15 protein-coding genes are annotated in these 17,283 nt (G+C 63.6%); 9 read left to right on the forward strand and 6 right to left on the reverse strand.

From position 1 onward, the window contains the following. Positions 1 to 26: 26 nt before the first annotated feature. From parE to NTD82_RS19855, 5 genes are all read left to right on the forward strand, one after another. A complete protein-coding gene (parE, locus tag NTD82_RS19835) occupies positions 27 to 1,931 on the forward strand; it encodes a DNA topoisomerase IV subunit B (protein ID WP_095155927.1) in 1,905 nt (634 codons plus the stop codon). After that, a complete protein-coding gene (locus NTD82_RS19840; RefSeq protein ID WP_095155928.1) occupies positions 1,928 to 2,914 on the forward strand; it encodes an esterase-like activity of phytase family protein in 987 nt (328 codons plus the stop codon). Before parE ends, NTD82_RS19840 begins: the two co-directional genes overlap by 4 nt. After that, positions 2,911 to 3,429: a TIGR02281 family clan AA aspartic protease gene (locus tag NTD82_RS19845; protein WP_095155929.1), complete on the forward strand. Its 519-nt coding sequence runs from the start codon at positions 2,911 to 2,913 to the stop codon at positions 3,427 to 3,429. The genes NTD82_RS19840 and NTD82_RS19845 overlap by 4 nt, the downstream gene beginning before the upstream one ends. A 10-nt stretch (positions 3,430 to 3,439) precedes the next feature. Then, positions 3,440 to 5,698: a DNA topoisomerase IV subunit A gene (parC, locus tag NTD82_RS19850; RefSeq protein WP_095155930.1), complete on the forward strand. Its 2,259-nt coding sequence runs from the start codon at positions 3,440 to 3,442 to the stop codon at positions 5,696 to 5,698. A gap of 171 nt (positions 5,699 to 5,869) precedes the next feature. Next, positions 5,870 to 6,583, forward strand: a complete 714-nt coding sequence (locus tag NTD82_RS19855; RefSeq protein ID WP_095156117.1) for a membrane integrity-associated transporter subunit PqiC — start codon at positions 5,870 to 5,872, stop codon at positions 6,581 to 6,583. A gap of 97 nt (positions 6,584 to 6,680) precedes the next feature. Here NTD82_RS19855 and NTD82_RS19860 read toward each other — a convergent pair whose 3' ends face one another. Beyond that, on the reverse strand, positions 6,681 to 8,186 hold the full coding sequence (locus tag NTD82_RS19860) for a histidine kinase (protein WP_262129902.1): 1,506 nt from the start codon (positions 8,184 to 8,186) through the stop codon (positions 6,681 to 6,683). A gap of 134 nt (positions 8,187 to 8,320) precedes the next feature. On the opposite strand from NTD82_RS19860, the gene serB reads away from it, so the two are divergent. After that, entirely contained in the window at positions 8,321 to 9,535 is a 1,215-nt protein-coding gene (serB, locus tag NTD82_RS19865; RefSeq protein WP_095155932.1) for a phosphoserine phosphatase SerB, read from the forward strand. Positions 9,536 to 9,623: 88 nt separating this feature from the next. On the opposite strand, the gene asd is transcribed toward serB, so the two are convergent. The 3 genes from asd to NTD82_RS19880 are packed head-to-tail and all read right to left on the reverse strand — an operon-like array spanning position 9,624 to position 12,877. Further along, complete coding sequence (asd, locus tag NTD82_RS19870; RefSeq protein ID WP_262129903.1) at positions 9,624 to 10,490, reverse strand: archaetidylserine decarboxylase; 867 nt, start codon at positions 10,488 to 10,490, stop codon at positions 9,624 to 9,626. A 9-nt stretch (positions 10,491 to 10,499) separates the two neighbouring features. After that, positions 10,500 to 11,309, reverse strand: coding sequence for a rhodanese-like domain-containing protein (locus NTD82_RS19875; protein ID WP_095155935.1), 810 nt, complete (start codon positions 11,307 to 11,309; stop codon positions 10,500 to 10,502). A 47-nt stretch (positions 11,310 to 11,356) separates the two neighbouring features. Beyond that, a complete protein-coding gene (locus tag NTD82_RS19880; protein ID WP_256587740.1) occupies positions 11,357 to 12,877 on the reverse strand; it encodes an HDOD domain-containing protein in 1,521 nt (506 codons plus the stop codon). A gap of 148 nt (positions 12,878 to 13,025) precedes the next feature. Here NTD82_RS19880 and motA point away from each other — a divergent pair, with 148 nt between their 5' ends. After that, positions 13,026 to 13,877 carry a flagellar motor stator protein MotA gene (gene motA, locus NTD82_RS19885; protein WP_095155937.1) on the forward strand — a complete coding sequence of 284 codons (852 nt, stop codon included), beginning with the start codon at positions 13,026 to 13,028 and terminating at the stop codon, positions 13,875 to 13,877. A gap of 3 nt (positions 13,878 to 13,880) precedes the next feature. After that, a complete protein-coding gene (motB, locus tag NTD82_RS19890) occupies positions 13,881 to 14,894 on the forward strand; it encodes a flagellar motor protein MotB (RefSeq protein ID WP_095155938.1) in 1,014 nt (337 codons plus the stop codon). A 53-nt stretch (positions 14,895 to 14,947) separates the two neighbouring features. Here the strand turns inward: motB and NTD82_RS19895 are convergent, their stop codons facing one another. Together NTD82_RS19895 and rsgA are read right to left on the reverse strand one after the other, a co-directional pair. Continuing rightward, positions 14,948 to 15,418: a toll/interleukin-1 receptor domain-containing protein gene (locus NTD82_RS19895; protein WP_095155939.1), complete on the reverse strand. Its 471-nt coding sequence runs from the start codon at positions 15,416 to 15,418 to the stop codon at positions 14,948 to 14,950. A gap of 157 nt (positions 15,419 to 15,575) precedes the next feature. Then, positions 15,576 to 16,607: a small ribosomal subunit biogenesis GTPase RsgA gene (gene rsgA / locus NTD82_RS19900; RefSeq protein WP_095155940.1), complete on the reverse strand. Its 1,032-nt coding sequence runs from the start codon at positions 16,605 to 16,607 to the stop codon at positions 15,576 to 15,578. Positions 16,608 to 16,701: 94 nt separating this feature from the next. On the opposite strand from rsgA, the gene orn reads away from it, so the two are divergent. Further along, positions 16,702 to 17,244 (forward strand): oligoribonuclease, encoded by a 543-nt coding sequence (gene orn, locus NTD82_RS19905; RefSeq protein ID WP_095155941.1) that lies wholly within the window; start codon positions 16,702 to 16,704, stop codon positions 17,242 to 17,244. The last annotated feature ends 39 nt before the right edge of the window (positions 17,245 to 17,283 follow it).

Genomic DNA, 17,283 nt, shown 5'->3' on the forward strand with positions numbered 1-17,283 from the left:
TCATCTACGAATGACGACGAGAACCCATGGCCAATCCCAGCGCTAGCGCCTATAACGCAGACGCCATCGAAGTCCTCTCGGGCCTTGACCCGGTACGCAAGCGTCCGGGCATGTACACCGACACCAGCCGCCCCAACCACCTGGCCCAGGAAGTCATCGACAACAGCGTCGACGAAGCCCTGGCCGGGCATGCCCGTTCGGTGCAGGTGATCCTGCATGCCGACCATTCCCTGGAAGTCTGCGACGACGGTCGCGGCATGCCGGTGGACATCCATCCCGAGGAGGGTGTGTCCGGGGTCGAGCTGATCCTCACCAAGCTGCACGCCGGCGGCAAGTTCTCCAACAAGAACTACCAGTTCTCCGGTGGTCTGCACGGCGTGGGTATCTCGGTGGTCAACGCCCTGTCCAACCAGGTCCGCGTGCGGGTCAAGCGTGACGGCAACGAATACCAGATGACTTTCGCCGACGGCTTCAAGGCCAGCGACCTGGAAGTCATCGGCACGGTCGGCAAGCGCAACACCGGCACCAGCGTGTATTTCTCGCCGGACCCGAAATACTTCGACTCCCCTAAATTCTCCATCAGCCGCCTGAAACATGTGCTCAAGGCCAAGGCCGTGCTGTGCCCCGGGCTGCTGGTCAGCTTCGAGGACAAAGGCACCGGCGAGAAGGTCGAGTGGCATTACGAGGATGGCCTGCGTTCTTACCTGGTCGATTCCGTCAGCGACTTCCTGCGCCTGCCCGACGAGCCGTTCTGCGGCAGCCTGGCCGGTAACAAGGAAGCCGTGGACTGGGCGCTGTTGTGGCTGCCCGAAGGCGGCGACAGCGTCCAGGAAAGCTACGTCAACCTGATCCCCACCGCCCAGGGCGGCACCCATGTGAACGGCCTGCGCCAGGGCTTGCTCGATGCCATGCGCGAGTTCTGCGAGTTCCGCAACCTGCTGCCGCGCGGCGTCAAGCTGGCGCCGGAAGACGTCTGGGAGCGCATCAGTTTCGTGCTCTCGATGAAAATGCAGGAACCGCAGTTCTCCGGTCAGACCAAGGAACGCCTGTCCTCCCGCGAGGCGGCGGCGTTCGTCTCCGGCGTGGTCAAGGATGCCTTCAGCCTGTGGCTCAACGAGCATCCCGAGCTGGGCATGCAACTGGCCGAACTGGCGATCAACAATGCCGGCCGTCGCCTCAAGGCGAGCAAGAAGGTCGAGCGCAAGCGTGTCACCCAGGGTCCGGCGCTGCCGGGCAAGCTGGCCGACTGCGCGGGCCAGGACCCGATGCGCGCAGAGCTGTTCCTGGTCGAGGGTGATTCCGCCGGTGGCTCGGCCAAGCAGGCGCGGGACAAGGAATTCCAGGCGATCCTGCCGCTGCGCGGCAAGATCCTCAACACCTGGGAAGTCGATGGCGGTGAAGTCCTCGCCAGCCAGGAAGTGCACAACATCGCGGTGGCCATCGGTGTCGACCCGGGTGCCGCCGACCTGAGCCAATTGCGCTACGGCAAGATCTGCATCCTCGCCGACGCCGACTCCGACGGCCTGCACATTGCCACCTTGCTCTGCGCCCTGTTCGTCCAGCATTTCCGCCCGCTGGTGGAAGCCGGCCACGTCTATGTGGCGATGCCGCCGCTGTACCGCATCGACCTGGGCAAGGAAATCTACTACGCCCTCGACGAAGCCGAACGTGACGGCATCCTCGACCGCCTGGTGGCCGAGAAGAAACGTGGCAAGCCGCAGGTCACCCGATTCAAGGGTCTGGGCGAAATGAACCCGCCGCAGCTGCGCGAAACCACCATGGACCCGAACACCCGGCGCCTGGTCCAGTTGACCCTGGACGACCTCGAGCACACCCGCGAAATCATGGACATGCTGCTGGCCAAGAAGCGCGCGGGCGACCGCAAGACCTGGCTGGAGAGCAACGGCAACCTGGCCGAGGTCATGGCTTGATCCGTCTGCTGCTGGCGACCTTGCTGTCGCTGGTCGCGCTGCCTTCGCTGGCCGAGCCCTGGCCGGAGTTGAAGATGCTCTCCGAGCATCCGGTCGAAGGCATGCGCGGCGGCAATCTGTCGGGGCTGGCGATGTGCAGCGGCGCGCTGTGGACCATCTCCGACCGCGACGACGATCTGCTCTACAAGCTCGATACCAGCGCCCAGGTCTGGCAGGCCACCGGCCTGCAACTGGCCGTGCCGCCGGTGCCGGACTCCGGTTTTCCGCTGGGCCTGCGCTCGCGGCAATGGGCCGCCTCGCTGGTGCGCGGCGGTGACCTCGATTTCGAGGGCCTGAGTTGCGACGCGGCGGGTAACCACTACATCATCAGCGAAGCCCACGCCGCAGTGCTGCAAGTACCGCAGGACGGCCCGCCGACCTGGCTGCGAATCGATCCGAGCATGATTCGCCAGGCCCGCGCCAGCGGCATGCTGCTGCACTTCAACGCCCTGTTCGAAGGGCTGGCGGTGAGCCCGGCGGGTGACCGTCTGTGGCTGGCGGCCGAACGCGAGCGCCGCGGCCTGCTGCTGATCAATCGCAAGCAGACCACCTGGACCTGCGGCGACTCCTGCGTGTTGCTCAGCGAAGCCGGCACCGAGATGCAGCCGGAGCAGTTTCCCAAGGCGCGTGAAGTCTCGCGGGACTTTTCTGACCTGGCGTTGTTTGAGGGCAAGCTGTTCACCCTCGAGCGCAATGCCTATCGCATCTGTCGTCGTGACGCACAGAGCGGTGTGGTAGAGCGTTGCTGGTCGTTCGCCGCTGATGCGCTGGTCGATTCGCGGCGCTACACCCAGCCTTACGGGCTGGCCGAGGCGCTGGTGATCGACGCCGAAGGCGCCTGGATCGGCCTGGACAACAACGGCGGCACGCGTGCGGACGGCGAAGACCGTCCGGTGGTCTGGCGGTTCGCCGCGCCGAAAGGCGGCTGGAGCGCGAAGAAATGAGCCAGTCGCCGGGGCAGCGCATCGGACGCGTGTTCATGGTGTTGGCCTGGGCCGCCGGGTTGTTCCTTGCCACGCGCTTTTTCGGCGCCTGGGAAGAGAAGCAGGTGAACCCCAACAGCCAGATCACCTCGCAGCATGGTGAGGGTTACGTCGAGGTGCGCCTGGCCGGCAATGGCCAGGGCCACTTCGTCGCTGACGGCCTGATCAACGGTCAGGCTGTTCATTTTTTGCTCGATACCGGGGCCACCGATGTGGCGATCCCGGAGCCCCTGGCCCGCGGTTTCGGCCTGGAGCGCGGCGCCCCGGTGACCGTCAGTACCGCCAATGGCCGGACCGAGGGCTACCGGACCCGTCTGGACAGCCTGCAATTGGGCGATATCCTCCTGCGCGACGTTCGCGCCCTGGTGGTTCCGGGGCTCGATGGCGAACAGGTGCTGTTGGGCATGAGTGCCCTGAAACAACTTGAATTCACCCAGCGCGGCGGCACCTTGCTGCTGCGCCAGACCTTGAAATGATGAGGCCCGCATGAGCGACTCCCTTGATCTCAGCCTCGACGGCGTAGAGCGCCGGTCACTGGCTGACTTCACCGAACAGGCCTACCTCAACTATTCCATGTACGTGATCATGGACCGGGCGCTGCCGCACATCGGCGACGGCCTGAAGCCGGTCCAGCGGCGTATCGTCTACGCCATGAGCGAACTGGGCCTGGATGCTGATTCCAAGCACAAGAAATCGGCGCGTACCGTCGGTGACGTACTCGGTAAATTCCACCCCCACGGCGATTCGGCCTGCTACGAAGCCATGGTGCTGATGGCCCAGCCGTTCAGCTACCGCTACACCCTGGTCGACGGCCAGGGCAACTGGGGTGCGCCGGACGATCCGAAATCCTTCGCGGCCATGCGCTACACCGAAGCGCGACTGTCGCGTTATTCCGAAGTGCTGCTCAGCGAGCTGGGGCAGGGCACTGCGGACTGGGTGCCGAACTTCGACGGCACCCTCGACGAACCTGCCGTTTTGCCGGCACGTTTGCCGAATATCCTCCTCAACGGCACCACCGGCATCGCCGTCGGTATGGCCACCGACGTACCGCCGCACAACCTGCGGGAAGTCGCCTCGGCGTGCGTGCGCCTGCTCGATGAGCCAAAGGCCACCGTCGAGCAGCTCTGCGAACATATCCAGGGGCCGGACTATCCGACCGAAGCGGAAATCATCACCCCGCGCGCCGACCTGCTGAAAATCTACGAAACCGGTCGCGGCTCGGTCCGCATGCGCGCGGTGTACCGCATCGAAGACGGCGACATCATCGTCACCGCGCTGCCGCATCAGGTTTCCGGTGCCAAGGTGCTGGAGCAGATTGCCGCGCAGATGCAGGCGAAAAAGCTGCCGATGGTCGCCGACCTGCGCGATGAGTCCGACCACGAGAACCCGTGCCGGATCGTCATCATTCCGCGCTCCAACCGGGTCGAGCTGGACGAGCTGATGCAACACCTGTTCGCCACCACCGAGCTGGAGTCCAGCTACCGCGTCAACGTCAACATCATCGGCCTGGATGGCCGCCCGCAGTTGAAGAACCTGCGCGCGCTGCTGGTGGAATGGCTGGAATTCCGCATCAACACGGTACGCCGCCGGCTGCAATTCCGCCTGGACAAGGTCGAGCGTCGCCTGCACCTGCTGGATGGCTTGCTGGTTGCGTTCCTGAACCTGGACGAAGTGATCCACATCATTCGTACCGAAGACCATCCCAAGCAGGCGTTGATTGCCCGCTTCGAGCTGACCGAGATCCAGGCCGAATACATCCTCGAAACCCGCCTGCGCCAACTGGCGCGGCTGGAAGAGATGAAGATCCGCGGCGAGCAGGACGAACTGCTCAAGGAACAGGCCAAGCTGCAAGCCCTGCTCGGCAGCGACGCCAAGCTGCGCAAGCTGGTGCGCACCGAACTGATCAAGGACGCCGAAACCTACGGCGACGACCGCCGCTCGCCGATCATCGCCCGGGCGGAAGCCAAGGCGCTGTCGGAAAACGAGCTGATGCCGACCGAACCGGTAACTGTGGTCCTGTCCGAAAAGGGCTGGGTACGTTGCGCCAAGGGCCACGACATCGACGCTACCGGCCTTTCCTACAAGGCTGGCGACGGCTTCAAGGTGGCGGCGGCGGGGCGCTCGAACCAGTTCGCGGTGTTTGTCGACTCCACCGGCCGCAGTTACTCGGTGGCAGCCCACACCCTGCCGTCGGCGCGGGGCCAGGGCGAACCGCTGACCGGTCGTCTGACACCGCCGCCAGGCGCTTCCTTCGAATGCGTGCTGCTGCCGGATGACGACGCGCTGTACGTGATCGCCTCCGACGCCGGTTACGGCTTCGTGGTCAAGGGCGAGGACCTGCAGGCCAAGAACAAGGCCGGCAAGGCGCTGCTCAGTCTGCCTAACGGTGCCAAGGTGCTTGCACCTCGTCCGGTGGCGGACCGCGAGCAGAACTGGCTGGCAGCGGTGACGACCGAGGGTCGCCTGCTGGTGTTCAAGATCAGTGACCTGCCGCAGTTGGCCAAAGGCAAGGGTAACAAGATCATCGGAATTCCCGGTGACCGGGTGGCCAGCCGTGAGGAATACGTCACGGATATGGCCGTTCTGGCTGACGGCGCGACCCTTGTATTGCAAGCCGGCAAGCGTACGCTATCGCTCAAGGGTGAAGACTTGGAGCATTACAAAGGCGAGCGTGGACGTCGCGGTAACAAACTGCCGCGCGGCTTCCAGCGGGTCGATGCGTTGTTGGTCGACAATCCGGAGTAAGCGTTCCAGACGCCTGGAACGGGGTTTTTCCCACACGTTCCGGGCGTAAACACTGGAGTTAGAGCTTGATTTCGCGGATGATAGGCGCCCTGTGGTGCCAGCGTGGCTGGGTGCCCGAATGAATTCATGAGTATCACTGCGGTGCCGTGTGGTGGCCGCCTGGATGGGATGATGACTTTTCTGCGCCTTCCATTTGTTCTCTTGCTCACGGGCGTACTGGGCCTGGCGGGGTGCAGCATGCACCAGCCGGTCGCCTTGTATCAGCTTGACAGTGGCGAGCCAGGACAACCGAAGCAAAGTGCTGGTATGGCGGTAGTGCTGGGTCCGGTATCGGTCGCCGACTACCTGCAGCGTGAGACGCTGCTGCAGCGGCAAAACGATGGCAGCCTCACCGCGGCGACGGACGGTCGTTGGGCGGGCAGTCTTTCCGCTGATATCGATCAACTGCTGGTTCGCCAGCTGGCATGGCGTCTGGACAGCCAGCGCGTGATCCTGGCTCCGGCCAGCACGGGCTTCAGTCCTGATGTGCAGGTGCTGCTGTCGATCACCCGCCTGGACTCGGGCGCGAATCAACCGGCGATCCTCGATGCGCAATGGCGTCTGCTGGACCGTCGTGGTCAGGTTCGCGACAACCGCATCATTCACCTTGAACAGCCGCATGCCGGCAGTTCCTCGGCGCAGGTGCAGGCCCAGGGCCAGTTGCTGCAGCGTCTGGCCGAGCAGTTGAGCACGGCGTTGAAACCGTTGGCCAACCAGCCGGCAATCGTTGAAGAGGCGCCGCCGAAGAAGCAAGCCGCTCCGGTACAGGTTCGCAAGGAGCCGGAAAAGCCAAAGATTCCGATGGCTTCGCCGATCCGCACGGACATGGAAGTGTTCCGCTTCTGAGTTCATCAGACATGAAAAAGCCCGCAGCGATGCGGGCTTTTTTATTGGGCTGAAGCCTGCGGGAGTTGGCCGGACGGCGCTCCCACAAGTCTGGACTTCAGTTCTTCACCTGCCGCTCATGCATCCGCGCCAACTGGCGTTCCAGCATCGACGGATACGGCTCCATCAAGCGCTCCACGCAGCAGGCACCCTCGGGGCTGGCGATCGGGCGGATGCGGGCGCGTTGGCGGATCAGGGTGTCTTCGCCGATCTTGCGCTCCACCAGCAGCAGGTTGCGGCTGTGTTGCGACAGGGCCAGGGCGTCCTGGGCCTTTTCGGTCAGCAGCAGGTCGATCTGGCTCAGGCCTTCGAGGTCGTCACCCACCACCAGGCCCAGTTGCAACTGCAGGGTGATGCCGCTGTCGGCCACTTCAACCTGCAGCGCATGGCCCAAGGCGCGTAGCAGCTCGCCGCAGCAAATCGCGTTGGTCAGGTAATCCTCACCGCTGTCCTGGCTATGGAACAGCAACAGGGTGCTGCCATCGTTGAGGTGCTGGACTTCGCTTTCATAAAGCGAGGCGGCTTGCTCAAGGCAGTCGCGATAACGCTCCAGCAGTTCCGTCAGGCGAGTCCGTGGCAGGCGGCGCAGTTGTTCCTGTGAGCCCAATTGCACGGCAAGGACGGCGCTGGCCTGTGGCTGGCGCGGTGCCGCGGGCACAACAGGAGCGGCAACAGGTGCTGAATCGTCACGCAGGTCGGCGAAGGCGTCGTCATCTTCGTCGTCTTCCGTGGCACGCAGCGCCGGGCGGCTCACCGCAGGGGTTTCGTCGAAGCTCGGATCGCGCAGGTTGCGGACCTGGAAGGCAGGCTCGGCGTCTTCCTCGAAATCGTCTTCGATTTCGGGTTCCGGCTCGGGCTCTGGCGCCTTCGGCGGCGGCGCGAAGCGGGCGTGGAGCTGGCGGGCGAGATCGCCGATTTCGTCCTGGCGTTCGGTGGCCGGGGTGTATTCGTCCAGATCGCGCAGCCAGACCCGCAGTTGCAGCAGCGGCGTCGATACATAGCGCCCAAGACGCAGGCTCATGGTCAGCGCCAGCGCCAGCAGGATGCCGGCGAGGATGCCCATGCTCTGCATGCTGATGGTCATCGGCTGCTGGAACTGGCTCATGTCCAGGCTGATGCGCAACTGGCCCGCGGTCACGTCCTGGAAGGTGATCTTGGTCTGGTACAGACCTTCGGCTTCACCCAGCAGGCTGTTTTTCGGGCGCTGGCCGGCTTCGGCGAGGATCCGGTTATCGACGCTGTAGATCGCCGCATGGGCGACCAGCGGGTTTTTCACCAGATTCCCGAGCAGCACGTTGAGGCTGAGGATGTCGTTGGACACCAGCAGTTCGGTCGCCGAGGTTGCGGTCTGAGTGGTCAGGCTCTGCCCGAGGGCATCGGCCTGTTCATGCATGGCTTCCTTGAACTGCAAACCCATCACGCAGGCGTAGATCACCAGCGCCAGGGCAACCAGGAAAATGTTGTGACAGGCAATGCGCAATGCCAGGGGCACGCGACGCTGACGCAGGGCACGAAAGATCAGCAGGAAGAAGTTGTCGGTTTTGACGGGCGTGGGCCGGTTCACTGAGCGCGGCTCTTTATGACGGAGAAATTGCTGCGCAGTATAGCGACCGCCCTTGACCCGGCAAAGTATCGCTGCGCCCGATGGTCTGCAAAACGCGGTAGAATGCGCACTTTTTCAACGACTCGGAGCCCGTCTTGCGCGAAATCGTCTTGATCAACATCACCGGTGAGGACCGTCCGGGTCTGACCGCGGCCATTACCGGCGTCCTGGCGCGCGGCGGTGTGAACATTCTCGATATTGGCCAGGCGGTGATCCATGACACACTGTCCTTCGGCATTCTGGTTGAAATTCCCGACACCGAGCAGGGCTCTTCGGTGCTCAAGGACCTGCTGTTCACCGGCTACGAGCTGAACCAGCAAGTGCGTTTCACCCCGGTTTCGGAAGCCGACTACCGCAATTGGGTCGACGGTCAGGGCAAGCCGCGCCATATCGTCACCCTGCTGACCCGCAAGGTCACCGCCGAGCAACTGCAGCGCGTCAGCTCCATCACTGCCAAATACGGCCTGAACATCGATCACATCGATCGTTTGTCCGGGCGTGTGGCGCTGGACACTCCGGTGGACCAGGGCAAGGGCTGCATCGAGTTCTCCGTGCGCGGCGAGCCGGCTGATCCGCAGGCCCTGCGTGCCGAGTTCCTCAGCGTCGCCCAGGAACTGAACGTCGACATTGCCTTCCAGCAGGATTCGCTGTTCCGCCGCAATCGCCGCCTGGCGGTGTTCGACATGGATTCGACGCTGATCGAAGCCGAGGTGATCGATGAGTTGGCCAAGGCTGCCGGCGTTGGTGAACAGGTTTCGGAAATCACCGAGCGCGCCATGCGCGGCGAGTTGGATTTCCGCGCCAGCTTCAAGGAGCGTCTGGCGCTGCTCAAGGGCCTGGACGTCAATGTGCTGGACGAAATTGGCGCCTCGCTGCGCCTGACCGAAGGTGCTGAAACCCTGTTCGCCGAACTCAAGCGCCTGGGCTACAAGACCGCCATCCTCTCCGGCGGCTTCACCTACTTCGCCAAGCAACTGCAAGCCAAGCTGGGCATCGACTACGTGTTCGCCAACGAACTGGAAGTGGTCGACGGCAAGGTTACCGGCGTGGCTGTCGAGCCGATTGTCGACGCGCAGCGCAAGGCCGACCTGCTCGGCGAGCTGGCGCGCAAGGAAGGTTTGCAGATGGAGCAGACCATCGCCGTTGGCGACGGTGCCAACGACCTGCCGATGCTGGGCATTGCCGGCCTCGGCGTGGCGTTCCGCGCCAAGCCGCTGGTGCGTCAATCGGCCAAGCAGGCCATCTCCACCTTGGGCCTCGACGGCGTGCTGTATCTGCTGGGGATGCGTGATCGCGAAGGAAATGCCTGATGGCGCGAGCGGTCTGACCGTTCGTCATCTGGAATAAGGCGTCAGACTGATGACCGCCCCCATTGCGGGGGCGGTTTTGCGTTCAGGCTCAGCCTTGGGCGGCAGGCAGCGCCAGCGCTTGACCCATGCTTACGGCGGAACCGGCGCCGAGGCTTTCAGCCCATTTCACCTGATCCGGCCCGAACAGCACGACAGCGGTCGAACCCAGCTTGAAACGTCCCAGCTCGGCACCTTTTTCCAGGTGGATCGGCGCGCGGGAGGCTTCGTCATAACGGAAGGTCTTCAGTTCACGCTTCGGCGGCGTGACCAGACCGGCCCATACCGTCTCGATCGAGGCGACGATCATTGCACCCACCAACACCACGGCCATTGGTCCGCGTTCGGTATCGAACAGGCAGACCACGCGCTCGTTGCGCGCGAACAGCTCGGGGACGTTTTCGGCGGTGGTCTGGTTCACCGAGAACAGACGGCCAGGAACGTAGATCATTTCGCGCAGGGTGCCGGCCAGCGGCATGTGCACGCGGTGGTAGTCCTTCGGCGACAGGTAGATGGTGGCGAACTCGCCGCCCATGAACGGCGCGGCATTGGCCGGGTCGCCACCGAGCAGTTCCAGCGCGCTGAAGCTGTGGCCCTTGGCCTGGAAGATGCGACCGTGCTCGATCGGGCCGAGCTGGCTGACTGCACCGTCGGCGGGGCAGAGGATCGCACCCGGGGTTTCGTCCAGCGGGCGGGCGCCCGGCTTGAGGGCGCGGGTGAAGAAGTCGTTGAAGTGCTGGTAGGCGGTCAGGTCTTCGACCAGGGCCTGGGACATGTCGACCTGATAGCGCTTGGCGAACCACGCGGTGAAGGCATTCTTGAACCAGCGCACACGGCATTCGGCGACGCAGCCGGCCAGACGCGAGAGCAGGTGATGCGGCAGCAGGTACTGGCTGATGATGAACAAACGGGATTTCATTGAGTTTCCTTAAACTTCGACGGGCGTGTCCGGATGGTTGCCCCATTCGCCCCAGGATCCGGCATACGCCTTGACCCGTGGGTAGCCCAGGTGCTTGGCCACCAGGTAGGTGAAGCCCGAGCGGTGGTGAGTCTGGCAGTGGGTGACCACTTCCTTGTCCTTGCTGATACCGAGCTGTTCGAGGATCTGCGGCATGTCCTTGCGGATGCGCAGGGCATCGTTCAGGTCCATCCCGGCAGTCCACTCGAAGTTCACTGCGCCGGGAATGTGCCCGCCCTTGGCGGCCAGGACTTTCTCGCCGCGGTACTCGGCAGGGCTGCGCGCGTCCCAGATCGCCAGGTCGGCGGCGCCGAGCCGGCTTTGCAGGTATTCGCGGGTCGCGGTGGGCTCTTCGTGCAGCACCAGGCTGACCGGGCCACCGGCGCTGGCCGGAACCTCGGTGCTCAGGTTATTGGCCGGCCAGGCCTGCACGCCACCGTTGAGGTAGTGGTAGTGCTTGTGGCCAATCACATCGAGCAGCCAGATGAAGCGACCGGCCCAGCCGCCGCCTTCGTCGTCGTAGACGACGTAGGTGGCATCGGCGCGATGGCCCAGTTCACCGAAGAGTTTTTCCAGCTCGGCTTTCGCCGGCGCCAGGCCCGGTGCCGGTGGCTGGCCCAGTTGCGTGCGCTTGGGATCGACGAAACGAGCCCCTGGAACATGGCCGCTGCCGTAGCGATTGACGCTGGTCAGATCGACCAGGATCAGCTCTGGCGAGTCGAGGCGGGCCTGCAGGTCAGCCGGTTCGATCACCAGTGGCAAGCCGGAAAAGTCAGTCATCCAGAGTCTCCAGTTCGGAACAGAGGGAGGCGATTGTAGCGCATGGGTCAGGCGCTGCGGTTGCTGAAGGTGGTGAGGGCGCGCTCGATGCATTGGGCGGTCTTGCCGAACGCCTGCACGCTGATTTCCGAGAATGGACCACCGCCCTGGTCGGCCATCAGCACCATCACCACCCGGCCATTGTTCGACAGCGAACGCAGCAGCAGATGCTCGCCGCGGAACAGGGCGCGCAGGGGCGCGGGCAGCAGGGCAGCGAACTGCGCGTGGTTTTCGGGCGTCAGGCGCAGTTGCGCAGACTGGCTGAGCAGGCGTTGCAGCAGCTTGCTGTGGGCCACCTGCACGGTCAGGCTGGCGGCCTGCTCGGGCAGCCCGGCCAGTTGGTGCACGCGCAGGTAGCTTTGGGTCTTGTCGCTCATCAGCAACAGGACCCGCGTCATGCCGCAGGCCTGCAAGGCTTCGCGGGCATAGCGGGTCAGGTGGATGGCGTTGGAGAACGGGCTGGGTTCGGCGAGCAGGTCGGCGCAGAACTTGCGCCAGTTGCCCAGGGCCTCGGTATCGGGAGCCTCCGCCGGCAGCATGCCGCGGGGAATGTAGTGCGCGTCCCACGGCCAGATCAGCATCTGCGCCGGGTGGAACGCGCCTTCAATGGCGTGATTGCGCGCGCTCTTCGCGGCCTGTTGGTGTGCCTGTTGTTGCACGTCGTCCAGCGGCACCTGCAAGTACAGGCTGATCAGTTGCTGCCAGCGCAGGCAGTGCGGGCTGTTCCACGCATGTTGGGACGACAGCGCCAGGCCGTTGGCCAGCAACACCGTGTTGGCCGGCTGGTTCAGCCAGCGGCGCAACGAAGGGTCGGCGTCCAGGCGTTGTTGCTGGCGCAGCGGGCTCTTGTGATCGCGGGCGATGTGCATGACCTTGACCAGCAGCCGGCGTTCTTCCTGCAACAGGTGATAGCCCTGGGTGACCCAGGTCGGCAGGCGCCAGAATTCGGCGAGGGCCTGACACAGGCTGAGCAGGCGCACGCCGAACAGTTCGCGTTCGACCCGGGGCGCGGGCTCGCCACGGTGCACGACGCGCAGTTCCCATTCTTCCAGCAACTTCGGATGGGTCAGGGCCAGCGGCCACAGCGGCGAGAGAAACAGCAGGCTGCCCCAGTGGATGTCCTGCCACAGCCGCGCCAGGCGACTGGCGAACAAGCCGCTGGCCTGCTGGCTGGCGTGTTGGCTGACCATCTGCAACTGGCGCAGGGCCAGGGGAATCTGCTCGACGGGCGCGGTTTCCAGGCGATCCAGCAACGCTTCGGCGCGGGCCAGGCCGAGCCGGTTGAGCGCAACCTCAAGGTTTTCCGCAGGCTCGGCGATGCTGGCGTGGGTATGCCGGTTGGCTTCACGCATCACGCTCAGCACCAGCGCCGGACTGTCCTGCATCAGCTCGGCAATGTCGCGCAACGAGCGGCGACTGTCGGCGATCGCGGCTTTTACGCGATCGTGGCTGTGGCAGGGTACGGGCAACTTGGCGCCGTCCAGTAGTTTGATCCAGGCATCGATAGTCTTCGGATTCTGAGTTGGCACGATGGTTTCACTAGGCTTGCTGGAAGGTGGCCGAACTGGCTTTTCGCCTTGACTGGCTATAGTCTGGCGCAGAACTGCCGATAAGTAGAAGAAGAGTTTTACTAACTTCCGCCCCGACCCTGACCCCGACAGTAAGTGCTTTCTATCTATGGCTAAAATTATCGGCATCATCGTCGTATTCGCGAGCGTGCTAGGCGGATATGTGCTCTCCCACGGGAAGATCGCGGCCCTGATCCAGCCTTTCGAGGTGCTGATCATCGGCGGCGCGGCCTTTGGCGCATTCCTGCAGGCCAACCCCGGCTACATGACCATGCACGTCATCAAGAAGTCGCTGAGCATGTTTGGCAGCCGCTTTTCGCACACCTTCTATATAGAAGTGCTGGGTCTGGTCTACGAAATCCTCAACAAGAGCCGCCGCGAAGGCATGATGGCGATCGAGGGCGACATCGAAGATGCCGCCTCCAGTCCGATCTTCGCCAAATACCCCGCGGTGCTGAAAGACGAACGCATGACCGCGTTTGTCTGTGACTACCTGCGCATCATGTCCACCGGCAACATGGCTCCCCACGAGCTGGAAGGCCTGTTCGACATGGAACTGCTGAGCATGAAGGAAGAGCTGGAGCACCCGTCCCATGCGGTGACCGGCATCGCCGACGGCATGCCCGGTTTCGGTATTGTCGCGGCGGTACTGGGTATCGTGGTGACCATGGCGTCGCTGGGTGAGGGTGACCAGGCGGCCATCGGTATGCACGTAGGTGCGGCACTGGTGGGTACCTTCTTCGGTATTCTCGCGGCGTACGGCTTCTTCGGCCCGCTGGCCACCTCGCTGGCCCACGATGCCAAGGAAGAGTTGAACGTCTACGAGGCGATCAAGGCCTCCTTGGTCGCTTCGGCTTCCGGCATGCCGCCTTCGCTGGCGGTCGAGTTCGGTCGCAAGGTGCTCTATCCGAAGCACCGTCCGAGCTTCGCCGAGCTGGAACAAGCAGTCCGCGGTCGCTGATCCATGGAAAATAATCAGCCGATTATCATCAAGCGCGTAAAGCGCTTTGGCGGGGGCCACCACGGTGGCGCGTGGAAGATCGCCTTCGCCGACTTCGCGACGGCGATGATGGCGTTCTTCCTCGTGCTCTGGCTGTTGTCCACGGCCACGCCGGAACAGAAGATCGCCATCGCCGGTTACTTCAAGGACCCGATCGGCTTCTCCGAAAGCGGCACGCCTTACATCATCGACCTGGGTGGTTCGCCGCAACTGGCGCCGGAAAAGACCATCAACCCTGAAGAGAAGGCCGAGCCGACGCCTGACAGCAGCATCATCAATCAGGATCAGGTCGAGAACCTGGCCGAGCAGGTCGAGCGCGAACGCCTCGAACTGGTACTGCAGGAGTTGCAGAACAAGGTCGAGCAGAGCCCTGAACTGCAGAAGTTCAAGGACCAGATCCTCTTCGAAATTACCCAGGACGGCCTGCGTATCCAGATCGTGGATGCCGAGAACCGGCCAATGTTCGACCTGGGCAGTGCGCGGTTGAAGCCTTATTTCGAAGACATCCTGCTGGCCATGGCCGACACCATCAAGACGGTGCCGAACAAGGTCAGCATCAGTGGTCACACCGATGCCAAGCCGTATGCAGGCAGCGGTGAGTACGGCAACTGGGAGCTTTCGGCCAACCGTGCCAACGCTGCCCGTCGTGCGCTGGTCGCGGGTGGCTATCCCGATACCCAGGTTGCACGGGTGGTGGGGTACGCTTCGTCGTCGCTGTTCGACCGTGAGAAGCCGCTAAACCCGGTCAACCGCCGTATCGACATCGTGGTCCTGACCAAGCGTGCCCAGCGTGCGATCGAAGGCGAGCAGCAAGCGCCGGAGACGCCGGAAAATGGCGCGCCGCAAGGAACTCAGCAGAACCCGGCTGCACCGGGTGAGCCGCAGGCCGAGCCGATGCAGCCGCTGGAGCTGCGCGACAAGCTGAACATCTTTGAAGACGGCGTGTTGAAGATGGACGAGCCCGGCAAGAAGCAGTAAGCCGCAGGCGAAAAAACGCCCGCCTGGAGTGATCCAGGCGGGCGTTTTTGTTTTCAGAAGCCGCGGCGCAGGCGGGCTTTCAGGTCGGTGTGGAAGAACTCGGCGTTGTTCCGGTTGGCCTGCGCGGCATCCTTGCTGATGGCGCGGCGAAAAGTCTGTTCGTCATGGTAGGCGCTGACGAACAGATCGATATGTTCGCGCCGGCTCAGGGTGGGCCAGCGTTCGAGGTACGCGGGCAGGGTGCCTTCGCACTGGTAGAAGGCCAGCCTGCGGTTCAACTGGGTCGCGCTGCCGAGGCCGAACGGTATCCACCAATCTTCGGCGCCGCCCTGGCCAAGTACGGTGATCATGTGGGTGCAGGCGTTGATGTTGTTGTTGAGCAGGCTGCAGATATCGTCGGTGGTCTGTCGGGCCTCCGGGTCCAGCAGTTCGAGGCAGGTATTGATGCCTTCGAGCTTGAGCCGTTCGTTGATCACGAACGCATCGAGGCGATCAGGGTGGCGGTAACTGATGAAAACAGGCATCACTGGCGTCCTTTCAGGTGAAAGCGCGACGATCAGTGAATTCCGTTGGCCCGGCAATAGACGGCCAGAAACAAAGAAGCATCCTACATCTGTGTATGAACATCCCTACAGATGTGGACTACATCGGGTGTTCCCGTTCCCGGCAACACCCAAAGGGTCAGTAGGTGTCTTGCGGCAAGCTGGCGATGATCGAGCGGTAGCTGTTCATCCGTTGTTGCTGGACGCTTCCGTCCTCCAGGGCCTTGAGCAGTGCACAACCAGGCTCGCGGTCATGCTTGCAGTCGCGGAAGCGGCAATTGCCGAGCAGCGTGCTGAACTCGATGAAACCGGCTTCGACATCCGCGCGACTGACGTGGACCAGGCCGAACTCGCGAATACCCGGGGAGTCGATCAGCTCGCCGCCGCCAGGGAAGTGATACAGGCGGGCGGTGGTGGTGGTGTGCTGGCCCTGGCCGGACCATTCCGAAAGCTCGCCAACGCGGGACTGCACATTCGGCAGCAGGCTGTTGACCAACGAAGACTTGCCGACCCCGGACTGGCCGACGAACACGCTGATGTGGCCGTCGAGTATGGTCTGCAACTGTTCCATGCCATTGCCGTGATGTGCGGACACCTCCAGCAGCGGGTAGCCGAGCTGCCGGTACACCGCCAGCAGGGCGTTGAGCGCCGGGGCGTTCTGCTCGTCGATCAGGTCGGCCTTGTTCAGCAGCAGCAGCGGCCGGATACCGGCATGCTCGGCGGCCACGAGGTAGCGATCGATGAGGTTGGCGTGAGGCTCGGGGGCCGGGGCGAAGACGATGACGATCAGGTCGACGTTGGCCGCCACCGGCTTGAGCTGCCCACGGCTGTCGGGGCGGCACAGTTCGGTGCTGCGCGGCAGTTGCGCGACGATCACACCGATACCCTGGTTGCCCGCGCGCCACACCACGCGGTCGCCGGTCACCAGCGCGGGCAGGTTGGCCCGCAGGTGGCAACGGAATACCTGGCCGGCTTCGTCGCCTTGCTCGGCCTCGACCTCCACTTGCACACCGAAATGCGCGATCACCAGGCCGGTCTGTTCGGGGCCGAGGTCGCCGCCTTCGAGCACCTCCAGGGCGCGCCCCTCACGTTTGGCGGCGCGGGCGGCACGCTCTTCCTGGATCTTTTCGATGCGCCAGTTTTGGCGGCGGTTGAGCTGGCGTTTGGCCATGAAGGTCTCGTCGTTTAAAGCGGGGATGTTGAAACGGCGTCGAGTTTAGCACGCTCCACTAGGCTAAACTGCGCACCTACCGAGGAGCAGAGCTATGCAGAACCCACAGAATCTGATCTGGATCGATCTGGAAATGACCGGTCTGGACCCCGACAGCGACGTCATCATCGAGATGGCGACCATTGTCACCGACAGCGATCTCAATACCCTGGCCGAAGGTCCGGTGATCGCTATCCACCACAGCGACGAAGTCCTGGCGCGGATGGACGATTGGAACACCCGTACTCACGGTGCCTCCGGCCTGACCCAGCGCGTGCGCGAAAGCCGCATCGACATGGCCGAGGCCGAGGCGCAGACCATCGCCTTCCTGGAGCAGTGGGTGCCCAAGGGCAAGTCGCCGATCTGCGGCAACAGCATTTGCCAGGATCGTCGTTTCCTCTACCGCCACATGCGCGGGCTGGAAAACTACTTCCACTACCGCAACCTCGACGTTTCGACCCTCAAGGAACTGGCCGGTCGCTGGGCGCCGGACGTTCGCGACGGTTTTAAGAAGGGCAGCACTCACCTGGCGCTGGACGACATCCGCGAGTCGATCGCCGAGCTGCGCCACTACCGCGAGCACTTCATCAAGTTCTAAGCCCTGTCGGGGTGCCACGAATCGCTCTGGCGCCCCCTT

The organism is Pseudomonas sp. 5P_5.1_Bac1 (assembly GCF_025466015.1).
Classification (GTDB): domain Bacteria; phylum Pseudomonadota; class Gammaproteobacteria; order Pseudomonadales; family Pseudomonadaceae; genus Aquipseudomonas.

What these genes read in the sequence shown, in the direction of transcription:
- NTD82_RS19895 (WP_095155939.1), bottom strand. Translation starts at nt 15,418, where the DNA reads ATGCCTGTTTTCATCAGTTACCGCCACCCTGATCGCCTCGATGCGTTC.
- NTD82_RS19845 (WP_095155929.1), top strand. Translation starts at nt 2,911, where the DNA reads ATGAGCCAGTCGCCGGGGCAGCGCATCGGACGCGTGTTCATGGTGTTG.
- orn (WP_095155941.1), top strand. Translation starts at nt 16,702, where the DNA reads ATGCAGAACCCACAGAATCTGATCTGGATCGATCTGGAAATGACCGGT.
- motB (WP_095155938.1), top strand. Translation starts at nt 13,881, where the DNA reads ATGGAAAATAATCAGCCGATTATCATCAAGCGCGTAAAGCGCTTTGGC.
- rsgA (WP_095155940.1), bottom strand. Translation starts at nt 16,607, where the DNA reads ATGGCCAAACGCCAGCTCAACCGCCGCCAAAACTGGCGCATCGAAAAG.
- NTD82_RS19875 (WP_095155935.1), bottom strand. Translation starts at nt 11,309, where the DNA reads ATGACTGACTTTTCCGGCTTGCCACTGGTGATCGAACCGGCTGACCTG.
- asd (WP_262129903.1), bottom strand. Translation starts at nt 10,490, where the DNA reads ATGAAATCCCGTTTGTTCATCATCAGCCAGTACCTGCTGCCGCATCAC.
- motA (WP_095155937.1), top strand. Translation starts at nt 13,026, where the DNA reads ATGGCTAAAATTATCGGCATCATCGTCGTATTCGCGAGCGTGCTAGGC.
- parE (WP_095155927.1), top strand. Translation starts at nt 27, where the DNA reads ATGGCCAATCCCAGCGCTAGCGCCTATAACGCAGACGCCATCGAAGTC.
- parC (WP_095155930.1), top strand. Translation starts at nt 3,440, where the DNA reads ATGAGCGACTCCCTTGATCTCAGCCTCGACGGCGTAGAGCGCCGGTCA.
- NTD82_RS19855 (WP_095156117.1), top strand. Translation starts at nt 5,870, where the DNA reads ATGACTTTTCTGCGCCTTCCATTTGTTCTCTTGCTCACGGGCGTACTG.